Origin of the sequence: Streptomyces sp. NPDC050703 (genome assembly GCF_040654435.1) — a bacterium.
In the GTDB taxonomy this organism is placed as follows: domain Bacteria; phylum Actinomycetota; class Actinomycetes; order Streptomycetales; family Streptomycetaceae; genus Streptomyces.
Genome location: NZ_JBFAHX010000012.1, coordinates 74326 through 99728, shown reverse-complemented (window position 1 = coordinate 99728; position 25403 = coordinate 74326). Strand labels below are relative to the sequence as shown.

At 68.1% G+C, this 25403-nt stretch carries 10 protein-coding genes and 1 tRNA gene; 9 read left to right on the top strand and 2 right to left on the bottom strand.

All coding sequences use genetic code 11. The features are described from left to right. Positions 1–44: 44 nt before the first annotated feature. A complete protein-coding gene (locus tag AB0I16_RS14225) occupies positions 45–1331 on the top strand; it encodes an MFS transporter (RefSeq protein WP_363249713.1) in 1287 nt (428 codons plus the stop codon). A gap of 139 nt (positions 1332–1470) precedes the next feature. Next, a tRNA-Pro gene (locus AB0I16_RS14220) sits at positions 1471–1547 on the top strand. Positions 1548–1858: 311 nt separating this feature from the next. Here AB0I16_RS14220 and AB0I16_RS14215 read toward each other — a convergent pair. Continuing rightward, entirely contained in the window at positions 1859–2812 is a 954-nt protein-coding gene (locus AB0I16_RS14215) for a site-specific integrase (protein ID WP_363249648.1), read from the bottom strand. An 810-nt stretch (positions 2813–3622) separates the two neighbouring features. Continuing rightward, a complete protein-coding gene (locus tag AB0I16_RS14210) occupies positions 3623–4252 on the bottom strand; it encodes a TetR family transcriptional regulator (protein ID WP_363249647.1) in 630 nt (209 codons plus the stop codon). Positions 4253–4377: 125 nt separating this feature from the next. Here AB0I16_RS14210 and AB0I16_RS14205 point away from each other — a divergent pair, with 125 nt between their 5' ends. The 7 genes from AB0I16_RS14205 (at position 4378) to AB0I16_RS14175 (ending at position 24976) form a co-directional block, all read left to right on the top strand. Then, positions 4378–5370: an aldo/keto reductase gene (locus AB0I16_RS14205; protein ID WP_363249646.1), complete on the top strand. Its 993-nt coding sequence runs from the start codon at positions 4378–4380 to the stop codon at positions 5368–5370. Positions 5371–5498: 128 nt separating this feature from the next. Then, complete coding sequence (locus tag AB0I16_RS14200; protein WP_363249645.1) at positions 5499–5789, top strand: hypothetical protein; 291 nt, start codon at positions 5499–5501, stop codon at positions 5787–5789. A gap of 343 nt (positions 5790–6132) precedes the next feature. Further along, positions 6133–7233: a serine/threonine-protein kinase gene (locus tag AB0I16_RS14195; protein ID WP_363249644.1), complete on the top strand. Its 1101-nt coding sequence runs from the start codon at positions 6133–6135 to the stop codon at positions 7231–7233. A gap of 115 nt (positions 7234–7348) precedes the next feature. Beyond that, the gene (locus AB0I16_RS14190) at positions 7349–10468 is read left to right on the top strand and encodes a DEAD/DEAH box helicase (RefSeq protein WP_363249643.1); all 3120 of its coding nucleotides are present in this window, start codon (positions 7349–7351) and stop codon (positions 10466–10468) included. Further along, the gene (locus AB0I16_RS14185; RefSeq protein ID WP_363249642.1) at positions 10465–15921 is read left to right on the top strand and encodes a hypothetical protein; all 5457 of its coding nucleotides are present in this window, start codon (positions 10465–10467) and stop codon (positions 15919–15921) included. Before AB0I16_RS14190 ends, AB0I16_RS14185 begins: the two co-directional genes overlap by 4 nt. Next, entirely contained in the window at positions 15918–22589 is a 6672-nt protein-coding gene (locus AB0I16_RS14180; protein WP_363249641.1) for a DEAD/DEAH box helicase, read from the top strand. Before AB0I16_RS14185 ends, AB0I16_RS14180 begins: the two co-directional genes overlap by 4 nt. Continuing rightward, positions 22586–24976 (top strand): UvrD-helicase domain-containing protein, encoded by a 2391-nt coding sequence (locus tag AB0I16_RS14175; protein ID WP_363249640.1) that lies wholly within the window; start codon positions 22586–22588, stop codon positions 24974–24976. Before AB0I16_RS14180 ends, AB0I16_RS14175 begins: the two co-directional genes overlap by 4 nt. Positions 24977–25403: the final 427 nt, after the last annotated feature.

Below are 25403 nucleotides of genomic sequence, written 5' to 3'. Positions count from 1 at the left end.
CGGACGTGCCGTCAGGGGCGCCGGTGCGAGGCGGGGAGGCCGGCATCTGGAGCCGGGACTTCGGGCTCTTCTTCGGGGCCCGGGCCGTGGCCAAGCTCGGGGACACCATGCTGCCCGTCGCCCTCGCCGCCGGGCTGCTGCGGCACGGGCACGGCGCCGGGGCCGTCGGCCTCGCCATGGCCGCGACCACCGTCTGCTTCGCGGGGCTGGTGATCTTCGGCGGGGTCTTCGCCGACCGGTTCAGCACCCGGCTGCTCATGATCGGCGCCGACCTGGTCCGCCTGGGCACGCAGTCCGTCGCGGCGGTCGTCTTCCTCACCGGCCACGTGGTCCTCTGGCAAATCTGCGCGATCGGCGCGGCCAACGGCGCCGCGGCGGCCCTGTTCCAGCCGGGCGTCGCCAGCACGGTCCCGCGTCTCGCCGCCGACGTGCAGAAGGCCAACGGAGCGATCCGCGTGGCCGAGTCGACCGCCTCGCTCGCGGGACCGGCCGCGGCCGGTGTCCTGGTCGGCCTCGCCTCACCCGGCGCGGTGTTCGCCGCGCACGCGGCCACGTACGGAGTGAGCGCCCTGTGTCTCCTCCTGCTCCGCCTTCCGCCCCTGCCCGCGGGCTCGCAGCCGCACAGCGAGGGCTTCCGAGCCGACCTCGTACAGGGGTGGCGGGAGTTCCGGGCCCGCACCTGGCTGTGGGGCGTCATCGCCGTCTACAGCGTACTGATGATCACCACCATCGGTCCGACCGTGCCGCTGGTGGCGACGCTGGTCGTGCGGGACCACGGCTCCGGCGCCTACGGCCTGGTGAACTCCGCCCTCGGCGCCGGAACCGTCATCGGCGGCCTGATCGCCCTGCGGCTGCGCCCCCGCCGCATGCTCCGGGCCGGCAGCTTCGCCCTCGTGGCGAACTGCGCGTTCCCGGTCTCCGTCGGCGCGGGGCTCGACGTCCCGCTGATGGCGGCGGGCGCGGCCGTCGCGGGCGCGGGCGCGTCGTTCTGGGGTGTGATGTGGGCGACGAGCGTCCAGACCCAGGTTCCCCCGGACGTCCTGAACCGCATCCACGCGTACGACGTCGCGGGCTCCCTCGCGATGCTCCCGGTGGGCCAGGCGCTCGCGGGCCCCGCGGCGGGCGCCTTCGGGGCCGAGGCGGTCCTGATCACGGGCGGCGCGATGACGGTCGTGGTCGTCCTGGCCCTGCTCTCGGTGCCGGCGATACGCGGCCTGGTCAGGGCCGACGCCCACACCGGGCCACCCGCGGCCGCCGGCCACGGGGCGGGGCGCGGCCCCGCCGGGCGTCCCCGCGACCGTACGCGGACGGGCGACCTCAAGCGTGATTGAGGCCGACGGGCCCCGCGCCGCGAGGCCGGAGGGCTCCGCGTCGGTCCGGCAGGCGAAAGGGGTGAGCGATCACCCGTCGGAGTGCGGTATTGTTTCCGTGCGCGTTCGGCCAGGGGGAAACCCCAGGTCACACGGGCACCGGGACGTGGCGCAGCTTGGTAGCGCACTTGACTGGGGGTCAAGGGGTCGCAGGTTCAAATCCTGTCGTCCCGACCAGCTTTTTGCAGGTCGGAGGCCTTTCTGCCGTATGGCAGGGGCGGCCTTCCTCGTACGTGGTCGTTGGGTGGTCGTAACCAGGTCGGCGGTGCCTGGATCGTGCTGGTCGGCCTGACGCGGTGCGTGGTGTGGTGGTCGTGATGTGGTCGCGTGGTGGTCTTCGCGGTCGAGGGCGGTGGCGATGGCGTCGACGGCTTGGTGGGCGGTGCGTCGGGTGAGGTGGGCGTAGATATTCGCGGTGGTGGAGATGGTGGAGTGCCGTGCGGTCTGGGAGACGGCCCACAGGCTGACGCCTTCACTGATGGCCGTGGTCACGGCCAGGTGGCGCAGGTCGTGGAGAGTGCAACGGGGGAGACCGGCTTGATCAGTGAGGCGGGGAAGTGGTTGAGGACCCACTCCGGGTGCCAGGGGCGTCCGTCGGGGCGGGCGAAGACGAACCCGTCGGCTCGGTCGGTGAGGTCAGTCATCGCGGGTAACGTGTCGTGGCGCTGTTTAAGCGTGCGGTGGACGCGGGGCGAGAGTGCGACCCAGTCCCGGCTGCTGCGGGTTTTCGGGGCGGTCATAACCAACCGGTTGTTGTCGACGGCGGAGAGCGTCCAGCGGGTGTAGAGCCTGTTCTGGTCGAGGTGGACGTCCGGCCAGTGCAGGGCGAGGGCCTCGCCCTTACGTAGTCCAGTGCCGATGAGTACTTCGATGAGGTCGGCGAAGTCCGGATCGTTGATGCGGCAGTGGTCGAGGAAGCGCACGGCCTGGGCGGTGGTCCAGATGAGGCGTTCCGCGGGGGCGGGGCGGGGGATGATGGTGGGGCGGGCGACGTTGATGGGCAGCCGGTGGGTGCGCACGGCCTCGCCCAGGGCGCTGGAGAGTGTGGCGAGGATGTGCCACACCGTCTGTTGCCCCCGCCCTGCGTCGAGTTGCATTTGAGTGAAGCGCAACAGGTGTTCGTAGGCGAGATCATCGAGGCGGATTGAACCGAGAGCGGGGATGAGGTCGTTGCGGGTGTAGTCGCGGTAGCGGACCCAGGTGGTGGGCTTGAGCCGCAGCTTTTTACCGGCGAGCCACTCGGCAAGGTAGTCCTCGAGGGTCTGGTTGGGGTCGGCGCGGATGCCGATGCTGCGGCCGGTGAGGTAGCGGTGCAGCGCGGTGCGGGCGTCGTCCTGGGTTGGGAATCCACCCCGGCGCACGGTGTGGTTATGGCCTTTGGGCTCGGTGGCGGGGATTTCGACGGCGAAGGTCCAGGTCCCGTGTTCGGGGTCGGAGGCCAAGCGTGGGCAGTGGTTGCCGAGCTGGTGTCTTTGAGAGTCGCGGCATCCGCAGCGCCGATAGACACGTCCCGTGGCGTGCTGAGAGCGCATGGCGATCACTTCCCTGTGCGTTCTGCGACGCTCCTGCTTCCAGGATGATCCTGTGGCGCCCGAAATTCGCGGCGAACGTCCACGACACGACCACAACGCGCGCCGCAGAGCCTGCGACCTGCGTAGATCCCTTGACGGGGCGCACGGTGCGGTCGGCCTCGTGAGGAGCGGAATGATGGTTGACGCGAGTCGGGCCTCTTGTGCGGTAGACCCGAGTGACCAACGCGTGTTGGGCTGAGCGGAGCTGGCTCGGCGGTCAACGTCGCGGGGGACATAAGCTCCGTGATCCACTCGACCAGCGCGTCAGATCGAGTGCAGAGGGATTGGGAAGCGACCGGGTTTTGCGTAATGGTGTTGAGACTTCGAACACCTTCCTCAACAGCACCGAAGCCCTGCCCGCCCCGCACTCTCAACCCGTCACCTGATCGGCGGCCACTCCGCAGAGGCTCAGTGTCTCGTATGTCCAACATCAGGAGCCAAGGCCAAGTCAAGGCCCGCTCCCGGAGCTGTGAGATCTAAGTGGTCGGCTTCGGAAGCCCTTCGGAGGTTGACCCCAAGGCGGCGCGTCTGTCGCGTGTCGCCGAACTCCTGGCTGACACAACCGTGGGCGAGGGCCGCTACCGCCAATCCGGATGGCCGCGGCCATCACCGACCGCCTGGCGGGCCGCGGGCTCGACGTCCACACGCGGAGGTGTGCGTCAAACGGTCTGGGTGTTCGTCTCAGTGCGGGCGAGGGAACATGCGCTCGACAGCGGTCACCAGTGCGGCGCGACGGGCGGTGATGGAGGGGTCCACGGCCTGGAACGCGGCAGCGGCGGCGATTTCGGGCTGACCTGCCCAGGTCATGGCGATCTGGTTGATCAGGGCGAGGACGTCGACCGGGTCCCAGGCCGGGTCGAGCAGCCCGATGCGCTGTGCGTCGCGGAGTTGGTGGAGCTTGCCGGCGATCGTGGTCTGGAGGGGACTGGTGGTGTCGTCTGCGGGCTCGGCCAGTTCCAGGCGGCCCCACTGGATCAGGCGGTAGTGGTCCGGACGTGCCGTGAAGTGGTCGAAGAGGATGCCGGCATAACCGGGCAGGTCGGCCGGGTCCAGCCGAGTGGCCTCGATGAGTGCGGTCGTCTCGCGTTCGGCGACGTGCGCGTAAAGGGCTTCCTTGCCGCGGAAGTAGGCGTAGACACGTTCCTTGCTCGTCCTGGCCTGCTTGGCGATGCGGTCCACGCGGGCGCCGGCGATCCCGTGCCGGGCGAACTCCTCCTTGGCCGCGGCGACGATCCGCTGGCGCGTGGAGTCGGCCGACTCGCCCGAGGTGGCGGCGTCCGGGGTCTGGCCAGGGTGGGTGGAGCGAGACATGAGCCCAGGATAAGCGACCGAACCGTTCGGTTTTGCGCGGCATTCCAGAAGAACGTACGTTCATACCGAACAGTTTGGTTTGGGCAGCGGCTGTGGGCTGACGACATGACACGTGGAGCGATCTCATGCAGCACCGCACCCTGGGACAGCAGGGGCCGCGCGTCTCCGCGCTCGGACTGGGCGTGATGGGGATGTCCCTGGCCTATGGCCCCTCGAACGACGAGGACGGCATCTCCACCATCCGCCGCGCCCACGAACTCGGAGTCGACTTCTTCGACACCGCCGAGCTGTACGGCCAAGGCACCGGCAGCAACGAGACGCTGCTCGGCAGCGCGGTCAAGGACTTCCGCGACGAGGTCGTCCTGGCCACCAAGTTCGGCTTCGACATGACCAGCAAGACGTTGGGGAGCGGCGTCGACAGCCGCCCGGAGAACATCCGCAAGGTCGCCGAGAACAGCCTGCGCTACCTCCAGACCGACCGCATCGACCTCTTCTACCAGCACATCTCCGACCCCGACGTACCGGCCGAGGAGGTCGCCGGCACTGTGGGTGACCTGATCACCGAGGGCAAGGTGCAGTACTTCGGCCTGAGCAACGTCGGCCCGCGGTACATCCGCCGCGCCCACGCCGTCACCCCGGTCACGGCCCTTCGGTACGAGTACTCGGTCTTCGAACGCGAGGTGGAGGAAGAGATCCTGCTGGTCCTGCGGGAGTTGGGGATCGGCCTGGTGCCGTACTCGCCGCTCGGCCGTGGCTTCCTCTCCGGTGTGGTCAAGCCCGCCGACGAGTACCCCGAGGGCGACATGCGCCGCTGGGACGAACGCTGGCAGGGCGAGAACTACGCCTACAACCTGAACGCCGCCGAGCAGCTCCGAAGGCTCGCCGCCACCAAGGGCGTCACCCCCGCCCAGCTCGCCCTGGCCTGGCTGCTCGCCCAGGGCGAGGACGTCGTCCCGATCCCGGGCACCCGCAGCGCCACACGTCTTCAGGAGAACGTCGGCGCCACCGACGTAGAACTCACCGAGGCCGACCTGGCCCGCATCCGGGAGGTCCTCCCGCAGGGCTCCGCAGGCAGCCGCTACCCGGCCTCAGTGATGGCCGGTTTCCGTACCGACTGACAGCCCGTACTCCCAGTTCGGCGGTCCGGGGCACGCGGCAGCGAGCAGCGGCGGCATGCCCTCTCAGGAGGGGCTATGACCGGGGAGAAGCATGATTTCGTACAAGTCAGGAACGACGCGCACCGGGTGTGCGGACCGTCATTCCGTCCGACGTCGTCGGCGAGTGCCGCGCTCGCATCAGTCCGTTCGTACTGATCGAAGAGGTCGAGCAGCGACTCCGGCGGATCGTCGACCGGTGTCTCGGTATCGAGCATGTCCGCGCGTTCATCGCGCAGAGGAACAAGAAGAAGGCATGCCTGGCCGAAGACGCCTCGTCGCTCACCCTGGGCAACTACCCCTATCTCCTCAGGGACCCGGCCACCTGGAAGCATGCTGGGCTCCCTCTCGACCAGAACTACTTCACCGGCGCGCTCGAGTAATGTGCCGAGCTCCGTGACGACCTGATGCACTTCAGTTCGGTCCCGCTCGGTCAGCCACAGGTCAACTCCTACAGCGGTCCGCTCAGTCTGCTCCGAAACCTGGACGCGGCAGGATGAAGCGTCTCCCCGTGGTGCGACCGTAGGCACCAGAAACCGGCCAGGGGTGCAAATGCCGGACGAGCACCGCGAATTGCCGAGGCCGCTCCCGGCCGCCGAGCGGTGATCAGTATGCTGACGCTGTGATGTGTCCATGCTTGCTCCCTGCGCCCACTGCTAGCCCCAAGGTGAGCACGTACGGGCAGGCGGAGGCCGCATCGTCCGAGCGGCCGGCGGGGGGAGTCAGGTGAGCGGTCTGAGTCATCCGGAGCGGATCGGGCCGTACGCCGTCGAGCGCAGACTCGGGGCCGGCGGAATGGGAGAGGTGTACCTCGCGTATACCGTGGCGGGTGACCCGGTCGCGGTGAAGGTGATCCGGCCCGAGCGCACGAACGCACACAGCCGGGCACGTTTCGAACGAGAAGCAGCCATCGCGCGCACCCTGACCGGCACGGGGCGGGTCGCTCGCTTCATCGACGCCGACCCGACCGCCGACCTGCCCTGGCTGGCCACGGACTACATCCCCGGCCGTTCCGTGTACGACACCGTGGAGCACGGCGGGCCGCTGCTCAAACCGCACGTGGCCAGCCTGGGCGCGCTCTTGGCCGAAGGGCTGGCCGCCGTGCACGCCGTGGGCCTGGTACATCGCGACCTCACGGCCAAGAACGTCATGATGGGCGGCTTCGGCCCGGTGATCATCGACTTCGGGCTCGGTGCCTTCGTCGGGGCGGAGAAGGGCTCGATGTCCCAGGACGGCACCATCCTGGGCACGGTGGCCTACATCCCACCCGAGCAGGCACTCGGCGAGACCGATGTGACACCGGCGGCCGACGTCTACGGCCTGGGCACAGTACTGCTCTACGCGGCCACCGGCCGCGCCCCGTACGGCGGAGCATCGTGGCCCGCCGTCGCCGCCCAGGTGGCCAACCCAGAGGTCACGCCCGACCTGTCCGGGCTGCCCGAGGAGCTGGCCGCCGTCATCGCACCCATGCTGGCCCACCACCCGGGCGACCGACCCTCCCTCGCACACGTGACGCGTCAGTGCGCGGACCTCCTGCGTCGCCTGGGGACGAGCCCAGCCCGTGCCCGCCGCTCCTTGATCGAGCAGACGACACCCAAGGACCATCCCATGATGGTGCTGCCACAGCCCGACGCGCACATGCTCGACCGCCTGGACGAGCTGGACCGACAACTGCGCGAGGAGCCGGAGCCGCCCGCGGCGGAGGAACCGGCTGTCTCAGTCCCGGAGCCCCCGAGCAGAGGGCGGCCTCCGGCCTCCCGGCGGGTTGCCGGTGAGCTTCGCGACCGCTATGCGGCGCGCCGCGAGCTGGCTTGGTCGAGCCGCTGACACGACTGTGACCTCACGGCGCCTGCCGTCCGGAGCAGCTCAGCGGTACAGATGAGTACGGCATCACCAGCGAGCGTCATATCTGACGCGTACCAACAGCTCTAAGGAGTAGTACGTGACCACGGCGAAGCAGCCCGAGATGCCCGAAATGTGCGACGCCGTCTTAGCGGCCTCGCGAGGCACGAAGGCGGCGTTCGCTCCCGGTGCCCAGGTGCGCGTACGTGACGAGCAGTGGTTGGTCAAGTCCGTCGACGAGTCCCGCGACGGGTTGATGCTCGAGGTCAGCGGTGTTTCCCCGTTAGTACGCGGCACCGATGCGGTGTTCTACGAGGGCCTCGACCAGATCGACGTCCTCGATCCGCGGCGCACCCGGCTTGTGCCCGATGACACCTCCAAGCACGCCAAGGCGCGCCTCTACCTCGAAGCGGTCATCCGCAAGACCGCCCTCCCGCAGACCGAGCACGGTCTTGCACTGTCCGGCTCGCACCTCATGGACCGTCAGGAGCACCAGCTGCGCCCCGCCGAGCTGGCGCTCTCCATGCACAACCCGCAGCCCCGCCTCCTGATCGCCGACGTCGTGGGCCTCGGCAAGACCCTCGAAATCGGCATCGTCCTGGCCGAACTCATTCGGCGGGGACGTGGCGAGCGCATCCTGGTCATCACCCCCGCGCACGTGCTCGAGCAGTTCCAACGCGAGCTGTGGACCCGCTTCTCGCTGCCCCTCGTACGGCTCGACTCCACCGGCATCCAGCGCATCCAGCAGGAGATCCCGGCCGGGCGGAATCCCTTCGCGCACTTCAAACGGGTCATCGTCTCGGTCGACACGCTCAAGTCGGCCACGTACGCGCACCATTTGGACAACATCTCCTGGGACGCGGTGGTCATCGATGAGTCCCACAACCTTGTCAACAAGGGCACCCGCAACAACCGCCTCGCCCGCCGCCTGGCCGAGCGCACCGACGCGCTGATCCTGGCCTCCGCGACCCCGCACAACGGCGACGCAGAGTCTTTCGCCGAGTTGATCGGCATGCTCGACCCGGCCGCGATCGCCGACCCGAAGAACTACAAGGTCGCTGACCTCGACCACCTCTACATCCGGCGCACGAAGACCGATCGCGAGGTGCGTGACGGTCTCAAGGACAAGCCGTGGGCCGAGCGCGGCCCCTCACTCCCGGTCCCGGCACAGGCGTCCCCCAAGGAGGTCGTCGTCCTGGAGAAGCTCGCCGCCGAGTGGACCCCAGGCGAGACGGGCCGGTCCTCGGTGTGCGCCGACCCCCTGGTGGCCTACAACTTCCTCAAGGCCTTCCTCTCCTCGCACAGGGCCCTGCGGAAGTCCATCACCAACCGCCGCGCATACCTGGACGATCCCAAGCGAAGGCTCGATTCCGAAGACCGCCGCGCCGCGCTCGCCATCGAGCGGACCGCGCTGCATGAGCTCGATGCTCTGCTCGCCGACTTCACCGAGGCCGACTCCGCAAAACTTAACGCCCTCGTACGCACCCTGAAGGACCTTGGCGTCGGCCCGCGCTCCGAGCGACGCGTCGTCGTCTTCTCGGAGCGGATCGCCACCCTGACCTGGCTCGCCCAGGAGGTACCCGCCCGGCTCGGCTTCAAGCAGAAAGCCCCCGACGCTGATGATTCCCGCCCCTGGAAGACATACGGTGGCAGCGTCGAGGTCATGCACGTCGATACGACCAACGACCAACAGCAGCGCGAGATCATCGACCGCTTCGGCCGTGCCGACGAACCCGTACGTCTGCTCTTCACCGGTGATATCGCCTCCGAGGGCGTCAACCTGCACCACCAGTGCCACGACCTGGTGCACCATGATCTGCCCTGGTCCTTGATCCGGATCGAACAGCGCAACGGTCGCATCGACCGCTATGGGCAGGCCACCAGCCCCGAGTTCCGTGCCCTCATCCTCACCGCCGACGTGCCTTGGCGGCGCGACGAGGAGACCGGCGAGCAGCTCACCCTCGATGACCGGCTCGTCGGCACCCGCTTGCTGCGCCGCGAGGCTCAGGCGCACGAGATCGAGAGCGGTGAGGGCAGCGCGGAGGCCATCACGGGCCTGTACGACGACAAGAAGGAAGAAGATCGTCTCACCCGCGATCTCATCAAGGGCGGCACGGTCGACCGGTCCATCAAGCAGTCCCGGGAAAGCGCTGGCGGCGTGCTCGCCGATCTCCTGGCCAATGCCAACGCCCGCCTCAGCGATCCCACAGTGACTCAGACGGTCAGCGTCACGTCCCCGGTGCGCGAGGCCGACGTACCGCACGTCTTCGCGGACACCCGGACTTACTTTCACGCGGCGATGGACCTGATCTATCCGGAAGCCGAGCGTGAGGCTCTGAACTGGCGTCCGGAGACGGCGGGCGGCCGCATCGAGTTCACGCCGCCCGACGACCTGCAGTATCGATTCCGCGAGCTGCCCAAGTCGTACCTCTTACAGGAGAAGATCCTCACCACATCCCGCTACGACGGCACCCTGAAGATCACCTTCGACAAGGAGTACGCCGCCCAGCGCCTGGAGGCGGCCCGCAATGCCAAACAGAGCAAGGGCGACGAACCCACCTCGCAGTGGCCGAACGTCAGCTACGTCGGTGACATCCACCCCGTCCTGGACTGGGTGACGGACAAGGTCCTCGCGAAGCTCAAGTACGACGAGGCGTTCGTCCTCGCCTACCGGCCCGACGCAATCAAGGCCGCGGCCGTCGACACCGGCCTTCCGGACGCGCTGACCGGGCCGGTCTTCCTCCTCCAGGGCGTCTATTCCAACGCGGCGGGCCGCCCGACGGTGGTCGAGTGGATGGCGGTCACCGGACTTGCCGAGGACGTCCCGCGCGTGTGGCGTATGGACTCCGCCTTCTTGGCCGCCTGCGGTGTCGGCCCCGATATGCCGGGCCGCGACAAGCCTGTCGCGCCTGAACTCCTGCAGTCGCTGGTATCCCCGGCCGTCGACGCGGCCGAGGCGTACCTGCGTGAGCGCCGCGCCGACTACGACCGGCAGGTCGACGCCTACCTTGCCCCGTACGAGGACAAGGTGCGCGACTGGGAACAGGATGCCCTCTTCGCGGTCGGCACCAGTAAGCAGAAGCGGGAGGTTCTCGAGACCGCTGAGCGGCGCCGTGATCTTGTACGACGTCTGCGCACCGCGGGGGACCCGATGCTGCGGGTCCTCGGCGTACTCGAACCCCTTAACCCGGCCGCGCACCGCGAGGAGTCCGCCCGATGAGCTACACCTACGACTCCTTCGCCAACCGTGGTGAATACCTGGCAGCCCACTACTTCAGCGAGGAGCTGGAGAACACCCTCAAGCGCAGCAAGGCGGGCGAGGAGGGCCTGTTCAGTCTCTGGACAAACCGCGAGACCGACCCGCACGACTCCCGGCACACTCCGCGCGAGCTGCTGCCGAAGCTGCGCGGTGAGTACACCGCCACCGTACGGCCACAGCTCGCGGGCGCGGGGGAGGACCCCAACGGTGAGTGGGCCGAGCGGGTCGCCGCCTGGCACGCGGACGTCCTCACGGCCCTCGGATACGGGGAGCGGGCCAGCCGGACGCTCACCGTGCACAACGCCGGCAGAGAGTACGAGCTCCAAGTCGCCTGGCACGGTGATGGCATCGTCGCCCTCGACTGCGGCTGGACCGGCAGTCTCGACGACGCCCTCGATGCCGACGGGCCGGGGGCGGTCCTGCACCCGCTCAAGACCGTCGAGGGCACGCTCACGGCCGGGGAGAAGCTGACCGGCTGGCTGTTCCAGAGCGAACTGCACGAGGCGGGTGGCGAGCCGCCGCGCATCGTTCTCCTGCTGTGCGGCGGATCCCTTGTGCTCGCCGACCGCACGGCCTGGGCCGAAGGCCGCTACATCGCCGCGAGCCTGGACGCGGCCCTGGCCCGCAACGACACCTCGAAGTCCGGCGAGCTCGCGCTCCTTGCCGCGCTCTTCTCCCACGACATGCTCGCCCCGCGCGCGGACGGCAAGGGCCGCCGCATCGACGACCTGCTCAAGGCGTCGCGGGACAACGCCGTCGGAGTCAACTCCGAGCTGCGCAAGGGACTGCAACGCTCCGTGGAAATCATCGCCAACGAGGTACTGGAGCGCCTTCGCGAGGCAGGCGTTGAGCCCATCGACATCGAGGACCCGCAGCAGGGCCCCTTCGCCAAGCAGCTCACCCGCGAGTCGCTGCGCTACCTCTACCGCGTCCTGTTCCTGCTGTATGCCGAGGCCCGCCCGGAGCTCGGCATCCTGCCCTCCGACGACTCGACCTACGAGGCGGGCTACTCGGTCGCCCGACTGAGGGAGCTGGTGGCGCGTGAGGGCAAGCTGGTCGAGGAGGAGAGCCGAGGCGGCTTCCACCTGTACGCGTCGCTCGACGTCCTCTTCAACAAGGTCAACTTCGGTCACCGTCCGCACGGCACCGAGCATGGTGATCACCTGGGCGCCGGTGAGCGCAGTGAGCTTCGCGGGCTGCGCTTCGAGGCGCTGCGCAGCGAACTCTTCGACCCGAAGGCCATCACGCTCATCGGACGCAACGTCCTCCACCCCGAGTGTGACGAGGAGACGCAGCCGCAGTGGCTCGACCTGCGGCTGCGCAACGAGGCCCTGCACCAGGTACTGCGCCTGCTCACCATGAAGGAGGCGGGAGCGAGGGGCCGGCAGGGCGGCTTCATCTCGTACCGGAATCTGGGGGTCAACCAACTAGGTGCCGTGTACGAAGGGTTGATGTCCTACACGGGCAGGATCGCGGACGAGGAGCTCGCCGAGGTCGCCAAGCCGGGCAGCAAGAGCGGCGGCAAGCAGTACGGAGACCCCGAGAAGGGCTCGTGGCTCATCCCCGCACACCGGCTGAGGGACTACCCGGAGAACACGCACGTCGTGTACTCCGCGCAGGACGCCGAGCAGTACGGTCTGCGCGGTCCGAAGAAGTACGGCAAGGGCACGTTTGTCTACCGGCTCGCGGGACGCGACCGCGAGACGTCCGCGTCGTACTACACGCCCGAATCCCTGACCAAGGTCACGGTCGAGCTGGCACTCAAGCACCGCATCACGGACGACACGCGGGCGAGCGACCTGTTGAAGTTCACGATCTGCGAGCCGGCGCTGGGGTCGGGTGCGTTCCTCAACGAGGCGATTAACCAGGTCGCCGAGGAGTACCTGAAACGGCGGCAAAAGGAGTTGGGCGTCAGCCTGAACACCTCGAAGGCGCTTGACGCGAAGCAGAGAGTCAAGGCGTACATCGCACTGCACAACGCGTACGGGATCGACCTGAACCCGACCGGCGTCGAGCTGGCCGAGGTGTCCCTGTGGCTGAACACCATGCACCCCGGCATGCGTGCCCCGTGGTTCGGGCTGCACCTGCGGCCCGGTAACTCGTTGTTCGGGGCACGGCGATGGGTGTACACGGCCGACCGCATCAAGAAGGAGCGGACGATCGGCGCGGTGACGCCCGACAAGCTGCCGTTCCGGGCAGAGGGCACCGGTGAAGAACAGCCACTCCCGGAGGGGGCGGTGCACCAGTTCCTGCTGCCGACCCCTGGGTGGGGAGCGGTCGCTGGTACGAGCGGTGATGCGAAGAAGCTGGTGGAGCAGCTCGCAGACGAGCAGATGCGGCAGCTGAAGGCTTGGAAGAAGCGCCTTCAGAGCAAGCCGAAGGCGACAGGGGGAAAGAGCGGCCAGTTCGGGCGGCTGCAAGCGGCCGCACGACGGGTGGAATTCCTGTGGAAGCTTGTCGCCAAGCGCATGGAGCTCAGCGAACGCGAGATCGCCCGGACCATCGAGGTATGGGGAGCGGACCGTGAGGAGGACGCGGAGGAGTACGCGTTCTTGCGCCGTGACAAGGGAAGCGCTGGGGATAACGATCTGCCGCTGACCAAAGAACAGGTCTTCAAGGACCTGTTCGAGGCGGAGGGTTCGCCGTATTGGCGCCTCAAACACGTCATGGACGCGTGGTGCGCGCTGTGGTTCTGGCCGTTGGACAAGGTCGGGCTGCTGGATGGAACGGACGCGGAGTACGAGACGGCTCCGATTGTGTCCATAGACGCTCTGCTGTCGGCTGGAGTCGTCGGCGAGGTCGGGACGACGCCACAGGAGGAACCCGACCCCAAACCGCGTTTCGTCGAGAACGGGCTGCTGTTCACCCTCGAAGGCGACCAGATGTCCTTCGACGAAAATGCAAGTGACGGAGACCTGGTCGAGAAGCAAGAGATCAAGAAGAAGCGGATCACTGCGGCTGGGGCCAAGAAGCGCCGAGCTCCAACCCAACGCCGCGACATCGTGCCGCTGGCTGGCCTTGATGACTGGCTCGACTTCCTCGAATCCATGCTCGGCACCAAGGACGTGGAGCAGGACACCATCGTGTCGTCCGTCGAATCCCTCGAGGAGCTGAAGGACCTCGAAGACCTGATCCAAACTCAGCCCGAGATGGACATGGACGATGCCCGAAAGGCGGTCGAGAGTCGCTACCCGTGGATGCGCGTCGTGCGCGACATCGCAAAGGAGCAAGGCTTCCTGCACTGGGAGCTGGACTTCGCAGGCGTGTTCGCCAGTGACGCGGGTGGCTTCGATCTTCAGGTGGGAAACCCGCCGTGGGTGCGGCCACGCTGGAACGAGTCCCTGGTACTGGCTGAGCACGAGCCCTGGTTCGAGCTGGAGGAGCGCGCCTCCACGTCGGTTAAGGTGGAGCGCCGCGATGAGCTGCTGAAGACGTCGGCGGTGGCCACGTACGTGCTGGACGAGATCACGGACATCGTCGGACAGGTCGCGTTCTACGGGGCGCCGCAGGTGTATCCGCTACTGGAAGGCACGCAGCCCGATCTTTATCGGACCTTCATGTGCCAGGTATGGGACAACGCTTCGGTACGCGGTACGACGGGGTTCCTGCACTCGGGCACGCACTTCACCGGGGACAAGGAGGGTGCGCTCCGGGGGGTGGCGTATCGGCGGCTGCGGATACACGGGGATTTCGTGAATTCGGGTCAGCGGTTCTTCCCGCGTCCCGTGGGCGATACCACGCACTTCGGGGTGAATGTCTACGGCCCCCCTCAGGAGATCGACTTCAGCCATCTCTCCTGGCTTGTCTCCGCCGATGCCCTGCGCTTTTCGGAGAACCACGACGGATCTGGAGACGCTCCGGGAATCCGTTACCGTAACGGGGAGTTCGACGAGCGCCCGCACAGGACGCGTGTCGTACACGTCAGCAAGGAGCTGCTGACGGTTTGGCAGCGGCTCTTCGGTGACACGGGTCCAGTGGAGGAAGCGCGGCTACTGTTTCCGGTGAGCACGGCCGAGACATCCGCTATTGAGGCCCTGGCGAATTATTCACTGCGTCTTGCAGATTTAAATCCCCAGATCACGTCCGGCTATCACGAGAGCGGGGCCAAGAAGGATCGCCTGATCGACTACAACCGGCCGGACCCGAAGACGGGCGAGCCCTACGAACCCGACCGATGGCGCCACGTGATTCTTAAGGGCACGCAAATCAGTGTGGCCACACCGGTGTTCAAGCGGCATGACGCCAACTCCAACGCGCCCTTCGGCGCCGACCTGGTCTCGCTGCCTTCGGACTTCGTACCGGACACGGAGTACGTGCGGGTTCCGGGACGTACGCAGGAGTACCTCAAGGCGCAGGACCGGTGGATCGACCACCAGGCGCTCGCACGCCTGCGCGTAGACGGCAAGGCGATGGACCGTGCGCGGGCGCAGGTGGCCGAGGCCACCGGAGTGGCTCCGACCGATGCCGGACCCGAGCAGGTGGACGCGCTACTTGTGGGACGGGCACGGAGACGATATACGGCGTTCTACCGGGCCGCTTGGCGAGAAATGATCGCTCCTAACACGGAACGGAGCCTCTACCCCGCTGTGGTCCCCCCGGGTACGGCTCACACCAACGTGGTCCGCAGCGCAGTCTTGCGTAACGCCCATTTGTCTGTGCTCACTACGGGACTGTGGTCCTCCGTGCCGATCGACTACCTCCTGCGCATCACGGGCACGGGGCATCTCGACGTCGGTCGTGCTGGTGCCCTTCCGGCACCAGCACCGACTCACCCCCTCGCCCCCGCCCTCCTCCTCCGCACGCTCCGCCTGAATTGCCTCACCACCGCCTACGCTGACCTCTGGCAAGACCTCTACGACCCCACCTGGTCTGCGTACGAACCGTGGGCGCTCAACTGGCCAAGCATGAACACAGATCTCCACGCCGTGACGCCGTCCTGGCAGCGCGGCACCCCCTTACGCACCGAGTACGCCCGTCGCGCCGCGCTCGTCGAGATCGACGCGCTGGTCGCGGTCTGGCTCGGGATGGATGCGGATGCCCTGATCGCCGCGTACAAGGGGCGCTTCCCCGTGCTCCAGAAGTACGAGGCGGCAAGCTGGTTCGACGCCGAAGGATGGAAGCTGGCGAGCAACGCCCGAACCATCGGTCAGCGTCAGACCAAGGAGACCTGGACTCAGTTCGAGGCCTACTGTGAAGCCGTCGGCAAGCCGTCTCCCGACGGGGTGCTCCCCGCTTACCCGGACAACCCGCTCCCCGAGCCCGCTCCTGTCCCCGACGGCTACACCGCCCCCTTCTACAAGGCCAATCGTGAGCGCGAGATGCGCGAGGCCCATGCCTACTTCACCCAGCGCCTTAACGAGGCCATCGCCAAGGGTCTGTGGGACCCCAGCAAGATGGAGGTTCCGAAGCCGTGAGGCCGACGCTCGAAGCGCAAGGGCTGAAGGAGAGTCTGCTCCAGTACCTGTCCACCACGTACGGGCTTGCCGACGAGGGCGTACGCAAGGCGTTACACGCCTTTCTCGGGGACGAGACGGCCGGGATGTTCCGGGGTCCGTACCTCCGCCTCCGGACCCCCTTCACCCGCGCCGACGATGGCTGGCAGGACCACCTGGACTGGCGCCGTACTGATGGCTGGGCGCCGTACGCGCACCAGGCCCGCGCCTTCGCACGCCTCACCACACGCAACGGGCACACCCCCGAGCCCACGCTCGTCACCACCGGCACCGGCTCCGGCAAGACGGAGTCGTTCCTCTACCCGGTCCTCGACCACTGCGCCCGTGAGCGCACCGCAGGTCGTAACGGCATCAAGGCCGTATTCCTGTACCCCATGAACGCCCTGGCCACGGACCAGGCCGGCCGTATCAACGAGTTGCTGACCGAATATGAAGCACTTTCCCGCGTCCGTGCCGGCCTGTACATCGGTGACAAGGCCGCAACCGAATACGACAAGGTCTATACCCGCCGCCAGGACATGCAGCTGTCCCCGCCGGACATCCTGATCACCAACTACAAGATGCTCGACCTGCTCCTCCAGCGCGCCGCCGACGCACCGCTGTGGGAGGGCTGCGACATCCGGTACGTCGTCGTGGACGAGTTCCACACCTACGACGGTGCGCAGGGCACCGACGTCGCCATGCTCCTGCGCCGTCTCGCCTCCGCCGTCGGGGACACCGACCCCGAGCGGCCGCTGGGCACGATTACTCCCGTCGCCACTTCCGCGACCCTCGCTTCTGGAACGGGCGCCGACCGCGTACGCGACCTGTTGACCGTTGCCACGAACGTCTTCGGCACGGCCTTCACCGAGGAGGCGATCGTCGGCGAGGACCGCCAGACCGCGGACGCGTTCATCCCCGACGCGAAGTTCCTGCCCGGTGAGGTCCCGTTCCCTGAGGCAATCACGACCCTGCCCGATCCGGCGTCCGGCCCCGACGCGCTCGCCGCACTCACCGAAGTCGTCACCGGCGTCCGCATCACCGACCCGGTCGAACTCGGGCGAGCCCTCAAGCGCAACCGGCTCACATACGCCGTCCTCAAGGCCTTCGACGGCAACATCCGTACGTACGACGAAGTCCTCGATGTGATGCGCCGCAGTGGTGCGAAACGCTGGGAAGAGGCGATCACCACCCGCCCGCACCTCGCCACGCTCGCGCTCGCCCGGCTCGTGGCCCTGCTCTCCGTGGCGCGCGATCCGGATGCGCCCGCGGGCCTCACCCGTCCCCTCGTGCAGGTGGAGCTGCATCAGTGGGCGCGGTCCGTGACGCGCATGCTGCGGGGCGTGCTGCCGTGGCCGCGGGCGGCTTTCGCGTGGGACGGCGACGGAGCGCCGACGCCGTCACGGGCTACACCGAACACCACGACCTCCCGTGACACCGATCTGTTCCTGCCTGCCGTGTACTGCCGGGAGTGCGGGCGTTCTGGGTGGTCCGTCCTTGCGCCCGAGTCGGACATGGAGGAGCTGACCCTCAAGCCCCACAAGATCCGCCGGGCCTCCGTGACGGCCGACAAGGCCAAGGTACGCACGCTGGTCGCGGCCACCGACAACGAGGCCCGCGAGGGCAACGGCCGGACGAAGATGGACCGCGCGGCGCAAAAGACGCTGACCACTGGCGGTGCCGGGGTCCTCATGATCCTCGACGGCGTGGCGGGCCGTCTTCGCCTGCCCGACCCGATCGAGGACTACGACGGCGACGGCAACCCACGCCCCGCGACCGCCGACTCGGCCTTCGTGCTCGTCCTCCTCGGCGACACCGCCGAGCGGGCCGCCAAGGACGACTGGTGCCCGGCCTGCGGCACCCACAACGCGATCCGCTTCCTCGGTACCGGCTCGGCCGCTCTCGCCGCCGCATCCGTCACCCAGCTGTTCACCGGCGGGGAGATGGACAAGGCACAGCGCGAGACGAAGACGCTGATGTTCAACGACTCGGTGCAGGACGCCGCACACAGAGCCGGATTCGTCGCCTCGCGCTCGTACACCTTCTCCCTGCGCGCTCTGTTTGCCAAGCACCTGTCCGAGCAGCGGCCCAGTGCCCTCAACGACCTGGTCGCCGACGTGGTCGAAGCCACCACCGACCGTGAGACGCTCGCCGCTGTCGTACCGCCTGACCTGCACGACGACGCGGGCGTGGAACGGCTGCTCTCAGGCAAGGGGCGCGGCGGCGACAAGCGGACGTGGGATCTCATCGGGGAGCGTTTCGCGTTCGAGGCGGTGATGGAGTTCGGCCACCGCTCCCGCAATGGGCGCACCCTGGAGCTGACCCGTACCGCCGCCTCCTGGGTAGACATCCCCGACGTGCAGGCGGCCATCGCCCTCGTGCGTGCCGCGCACGAAGAGGCCGCGCAGCGCGGGCTTCAGATCACCGCGCACGACGACGCGCGCTATCTGGCCCTGGTGCGTGCGACGTTGGAGCGGCTGCGTACGCGCGGCGCGGTCGGGCACCGGTGGCTGGCGAAGTTCCTGGACGAGGCGGGGACCAGCCGCTTCTACATCTGGGGCGGGCGGCCGCGCGGTATGAAGGCCTTCCCGAGCGGTGTCTCGGCACCGACGTTCCTGCTTGCCCGGCCCAAGGACAAGAGCGAGTTCGACTTCGCGGCCGGGCGCCTGTCCTGGTTCCAGACGTGGGCGCAGCGTTGCCTGGACATGACCCGCGAACAGGCCGACGACTTCTGGGTGCGCCTTCTCCCCCGTCTCGCCGACGCAGGCCTCCTATCGGCGCGCACGCCGCGCGACACGACGGCCCGCTTGTACGGACTCCAGCCCGGTGCGCTGCGGCTGCAACTACTCGCCGACAAGGAGGTCAACGAGGCCTACGTGCGCTGCCCCAAGTGCTTCTGGGAGCAGACCGTGCACCCCACGCTGCTCGACCAGTACCACCAGCAGCCCTGCCCCGCGTACCGCTGCTCGACCGGACGGCTCATCGCCGGGGACTGGTGGCGGGAGACCGTGGACCGGCACGACCGGGACCGTGACTACCGGGAGGACTACTACCGGAGTCTGTACCGACGGGCCGGTACGTACCAGGTCATCACCGCCGAGCACACAGGTCTGCTTTCCCGGGCCCGGCGCGAACGCGTCGAGGAGGCCTTCCGCAACGGGGAGGGGTTCAACGACCCGAACGTGTTGTCCTGCACGCCCACGCTGGAGATGGGCATCGACATCGGCGACCTGTCCGCCGTGGTGCTCGGCGCGCTGCCGCGCCGTCCGGCCAACTACGCGCAGCAGGCCGGGCGCGCGGGGCGGCGGACGGGTAATGCGTTCCTGCTGACAATCCCGGACCGTTCACGGCGTGACCAGTACTTCCTGGAGCAGCCGCGCGAGATGATCGACGGACTGATCGTGCCGCCCGGCTCGTACCTCTCGGCGATCGAAATTCTGCGCCGCCAGTACACCGCGCATCTGCTCGACCTGGCGGCGCGCGGACGGCTGGCACGCGAGGACGGTAAGCCGCTGGCCGCGCTGTCACACAGGGTGGACGAGCTGTTCGGGCCCTCGGGCTACCTTGCCGACTTCACCGATGCCGCCCTCGCGCACGGGGAGGAACTCGTCGCAGGTTTCCTGGCGCTCTTCCCGACCGGAGTGAGCCGGACCGCCGCCGAGGAGCTCAAGCAGTACGCGACGCGCGGCATCCGCAGCGCAGTGGAGAAAGCCGAGCGGGAGTGGGAGCGCGAGAACGACAAGCTGCGCAACCGCATCCGCACCATCCGGGCGGCGATCGACGAGCTGAGGGACGGCGACGCAGAGCAGGAGCGCACGAAGGCCGAGCTGGAGGCTGAATGGCACGCCCTGTCCAAGGCAGGCGGGGCTCGGCAGCGGCAGCCGTCCCAGAACGTGCTGTGCGACCTGGGCTTGCTGCCAAACTACGCGCTGACCGACGCCACGACGATCCTGGACGCCACCGTCTACTGGCCCGACCCCGCGCCGACCGACCAGAAGCCGCGCTACAAGTCGAAGACGTACTCCTACGAGCGGCCGCGCGCCTACGCGCTGTCCGAACTCGCCCCCGGGAACACCTTCTATGCCGAGGGCTACAAGCACCGCATCACCGGCGTCGACATCGTCACCGGCAAGGAACAGGACTGGCGCACCTGGCGGTTCTGCCCCTCCTGCGGATACGTGCGCACCGAGCACGCCGAAAGCGACATCGCACCCTGCCCGCGCTGCGGCGACGACGGCATCGCCGACTCCGGCAGTCTCTGGCAGATCATGCGGCCCACCGTCGTCACCGCGCGCGCCAAGCGCGACGATGCGCGGATCGGCGACGAGAGCGACGACCGCGACCGGCGTTACTACACCGTCATCGACACGGTGGACATCGCTCCCGAACACTTCGTGGCCGGAAAGTCCTGGCGGCACAGGCGTGAGATCTTCGGCGTCGACTACACCCGCAGGGCCGTGATCCGCAAGGTCAACACCGGGCCACTACGCATCGGCGCCCAGGAGAACGACCAGCTCGCGGGCAAGAATGTACGTATCGTGCCGTTCCAGGTGTGTACCTCCTGCGGGGCCGCCAGTGCGGACGGGCGGCCCGTCTTCGACGATGACCGGGACGCCGTCGACAACTCCGCCAACCGCCAGAGCGACGTCAAGCACCACACCCCTTGGTGTCCGGTACGACGCGGAACGAAGGGGATCCCGCAGGAACAGGTCCTGCTCGCCCACGAGCTGGAGACGGAGGCCCTGCGCATCCTGCTGCCTGCCGCGACGGTCCTGGTCGAGGAGAAGATCCACTCCTTCCAGGCGGCCCTGCGCCTCGGAGTGGACCGCGCCTTCGGCGGCGACCCACAACACCTGGACACCACGCTCGCCTCCATGCCCGACCAGGCCACCGGCGAGAAACGCAACTTCCTGGTGCTGTACGACAAGCTGCCGCACGGCACCGGCTACCTCGACCGGCTCACCGACCCAGCCGACTTCCGGCAGGTCCTCGAGGACGCCCGCAGCATTCTGGTCGACTGCCCCTGCAACGACGAAAGCAGGGCAGCATGCCACCGATGCATGCTGCGTTACGCCGAGGACCGGCACATCGAGCATGTCTCGCGCCCGGCAGCTCTGGAGGTCCTCGACGACCTCCTGGGCACCGACAGCGACGCCTGGGACACTGAACAGGTCGACACCACCGACCAGATCGGCCTGGACGGACAGGTCGAGTCCGACCTCGAGGCCCGGTTCCTCACGGCCCTGCGCGGCTGGGCCGCCAGGCGTCATGACACCGTCCTCGACGAGAGCGGCGACAACAGTGGGTACCTGCGCCTGGACGAGGCCGGCACGGTGCATGGCTGGCGGCTCACCGCCCAGCGCAACGAGGGTTTCACGCGAACCGATTTCACCTTCGAACGCACTGATGGGCCCAAGCAGAAGGTCACCGTGTACCTGGACGGGCACCGCTACCACGCGACGCGCAAGCACAACCGGCTCGCGGGCGATGCAGACAAGCGCAACCGGTTGCGCGCGGACGGCCGGATCGTTTTCCAGCTGACGTGGGACGACCTCGATGCCTTCGAGCAGAAGGCGTCGGGTTCGAGTGCGGGTGCGGCCGCGCGGGAGGCCGCCGAGGCCGTGTGGCCGCCGTACGCGCACAGCGCTCGCGATGTCGCCAGGCAGTTGTACGGTGGCGGGGACGACCTCACCGACACCGCCTTCGCCGACCCGATGAGCATGCTGCTTGCCTACCTGCGCGGGCCGGACAACGCGGTCTGGGGCAAGCGGGCGACCGCCGTGGTGGGAGGCCTTCTGGGGGGCGACAAGGAACTGCTCGTCGGCAACGGCACCTGCGAGCAGGCGAGTGAGCGGCTCGGCCTGGTGCTTCAGGCCTGGGGCGACACCGGTGGTATCGACCCGACCCCCGTCTCGGGCGCGGGCACCCTCAACCTCTTCCAAGCGTGCGACGCCTCCGGCCTGCCCGTCGCACTCCTCGTCGACGGCGCGACCCACCGCTTCACGGCCCTGGCGTGCCTCGACGACACCGACCCGGCCCAGCTCGGCACGCCGGAGCACAAGACCCGCTGGCGCGCCTGGCTCCAGTGGTCCAACGTCCTACAGTTCCTCCCGTACGACGGCGGCGACGGTGCCCAGCTGACCACTTCCGCGGCTAGCGGTTTCGACCCCTCAGTACTCAAGGCGCTCGGCGGAATCGGCGAACTCGAAACCCTCGTCGTGCACCACGGCAGCGCGACGGCGGCAGCCGACCTGACCGCTCGCGAACCCACGAGTGCCTCGGGCCTCGAGACGGCCCCGCGCGACCCGCGCTGGGACCAGGAGATCCTCGAACTCCTCGACGAGGACGGCCCCGACGCCCCGCTCACCCGCCTTGCACACCTCCTCGCCGACCGAGGAAAAAAGGCCCCCGCGTACGGCTACGAGCTCGGCGAACGAGGCTGGCTCGCCGACTTCGCCTGGCCCCACACCGAGCCCAAGCTCGCCGTCATGGTCGACTCGCACGACGAAGAGGACGAGGAGAACGTCAAGACCTGGGCCGCCTACCGCAGCGCGGGATACACCGTCCGCACCGCCGAGGAGTGGTTCACCGACCTCGACGCGCTTCTCGCCGCACTGCCCGACTCCGACGAACAGAGTGCCGCACGATGACTGCCCGCCTGAGCCTCTATCAGAAGGCCGAGAACGAGCTCTACAAGATGGACTCGTCGGTCAAGACAAAGTTCTACGACTTCTGCCACCTCTTCCGCGACAACCCCGAGCACCCGAGTCTCGACCTCAAGCCGCTCAAGGGGGACGGCCGCATCTACCGGGCCAAAATCAACCCCCAGTACAGGGCGCTTCTGGCCCGTGCCGGGGTCGGTGCCGACGGTGTACAGCAGTGGCTTGTGGTAGCCGTCCGGCACCGTAAGGACGTCTACGAAGAGCTGTCCGTCGCGATCAACCGGGTCACTGGTGAGATCGAGTTCGTCGATCTCGGTGTGGTGGGCCAGAGCGTGTTGCAGCGCGCGGGAGTTCAGCTGACGCCGGCCGCGGACGACACCGAGGCCGCGCCCGCTCCTGAGGCTCCACTGCCTGATGCACCGGTCACGGAGCCCTCGGCTTCAGGCACGGTGGCCCGGCCGGGCGCTCCGGTCCCGGACGACGACACGGCCGTACCCACGCCCGCTTCCGCCGCGACCGCACGACCGGTGATCGGCGACTGCACTGCCGAGGACCTGCGCCGCCTCGGCGTGGCCGAAGCCCTCGTGGACCTTGCGCTCACGGTCACTACCGAGCAAGAGCTCGATCAGCTGATCGCCGGAGCCCCGCGGCTGACCGCGGAAGTCCTCACTGGACTCGGCTCCGGCATGGACATCCAGGAGGTCGAGGACGAGATCACCCGGCCCGCCTCCGCCGAACTTGAGCCCGGCTTCGAGAACGACATGGCCGCGGCCCTGTCCCGCACCGCGGTCACCACCGTCGACGACGACATCCGCAACGTACTGGCCGAAGGCGACTTCCGCGCCTGGAAGGTCTACCTCCACCCCACCCAGCGCAAGGCCGTCGAGAGGCACTACAACGGCCCCGCGCGCGTCAGCGGCGGGCCGGGCACAGGCAAAACCATCGTCGCGCTGCACCGAGTGGCACGCCTCGCGGCTCAGCTCCCTCCCGGCCACGGCAAGCCGATCCTGCTCACCACCTACACCAAGAACCTCACCGCTGACCTGCGCTCGCGCCTCACCTCTTTGGTGGGACCCGAGCTGCTGGAACGCATCGACATCAAGCACATCGACCAGCTGGCCCAGGGCGTCCTCAACGAGAACACTGCTCCCGGCTCCCAGCGTTCCCTCATCACCGACGACAAGGTTCTGGAAGTCCTGCGCGAAATCCTCTTCGAGTACGGCGAGAAGCGCTGGGACGCTGAATTCCTCCTCGACGAGTGGGAACAAATCGTCCTCGGCCAGTCCCTCGCCACCCGTCAGGACTACTTCAAAGCCCGCCGAGCTGGCATGGGTAAGGCACTGACCCGCCCCGAACGCGCCGCAGTCTGGAAGATTCTCGACCAGCTCACTCTGCGCCTGAACGGCATCAGTCGCGAGACCTGGGCCCAGGCCGCCGAGCGCGCGGCACGCTATGAGATGGAACGCGCCCGCAAGATCCAGATTCGTGCCGAGCGCAAGGAAGAGGTCGGTGGTGGTGACCTGATTCACCTCGACGCCAAGAGCTCGGGCATGCGCTACCTGCGCCACCGCTACCGGCACATCGTCGTCGACGAGGCTCAGGACCTCAGCCCGGCCCACTGGAAGATGCTGCGCGCGATGGTGGCCCAGGGACCCGACGACCTGTTCATCGCGGGCGATACCCACCAGCGCATTTACGACCGCCACGTCACCTTGTCCACCGTTGGCATCAACATTCGCGGCCGGGCATCGAAGCTGACTCTCAGCTATCGCACGACTCAGGAGATCCTCGAAAAGGCCGCCAGAGTCGTCGGCGACGCCACGTACGACGATCTCGACGACGGCACTGACAACCTGGACGGCTACCACTCCCTGCTGCGCGGCCCCGATCCCGAAATGGTCTCCTGCGCCGATTGGGACGACGAGATCACCCAGCTCGCCGCGGCGCTGAAGAGCTGGCGCGAGGAGATTGTCCGGCCCACCGAGGACGGCACTGTGCGCGACCCCAGCGGCACCATGGCCGTCTGCGTCGCGGACGGCGACATGGCCGGACGGGTCGCCGCCGACCTGGAGATGAAGCACGGCATCACCACCGCCACCCTCACCAAGGACGGCCCGCAGGGCGGCGGCGAGGTCCACATCGGAACCATGCACCGCTTCAAGGGACTCGAGTATCAGAAGCTCGCCGTGGTCGGAGCGAGCGACGGCGTCCTGCCGCGCACCGCGGTCATCGAGCAGCATGAGAAGAAGAACCCCAAGCGCTACGAACGCGAACTGAAGAAGAGCCGCAACCAGCTCTTCGTCGCCGCCACCCGTGCACGCGACGTTCTGCGCATTTCCTGGCACGGGGCACCGAGCCCGTTCCTGCCGGTGTAGCGCGGTGGGGAGGGCAGTGGCGGCGAGGACGCGGATGCGGCGGGTGGCATGCTCCATGACGGAAAGGGTGTATTGGCGTTGGCTGGTCAGGGTGCGGTCTCGATGAAGTCGCAGGCCAGGAGAGCGTCGGTCTGTGCGCGCAGGAGACCGGCCCAGGTAGTGGCGGGCCGTTCGGGTGCAGGGCCGATGCCCTGGGCGGTGAGGATCTCCCGGACGGTGGAGCGGCGATCGCGATGCCGAGGGCAACGAGTTCGCCGTGCGCCGTGCGATCATTCCACGCTGGTTCCCCCCGCACCAGGTGCACAATCAATCTGCGGATCGAGTGCACCGTGTGCGGCCGACCGGGTCTCTTCGGCCAGTAGGTGCAGGCATGGTGCCTTTTCATCAGATCGCGATGCCAGCGCAGCACGGTGTCAGGACGGATCAT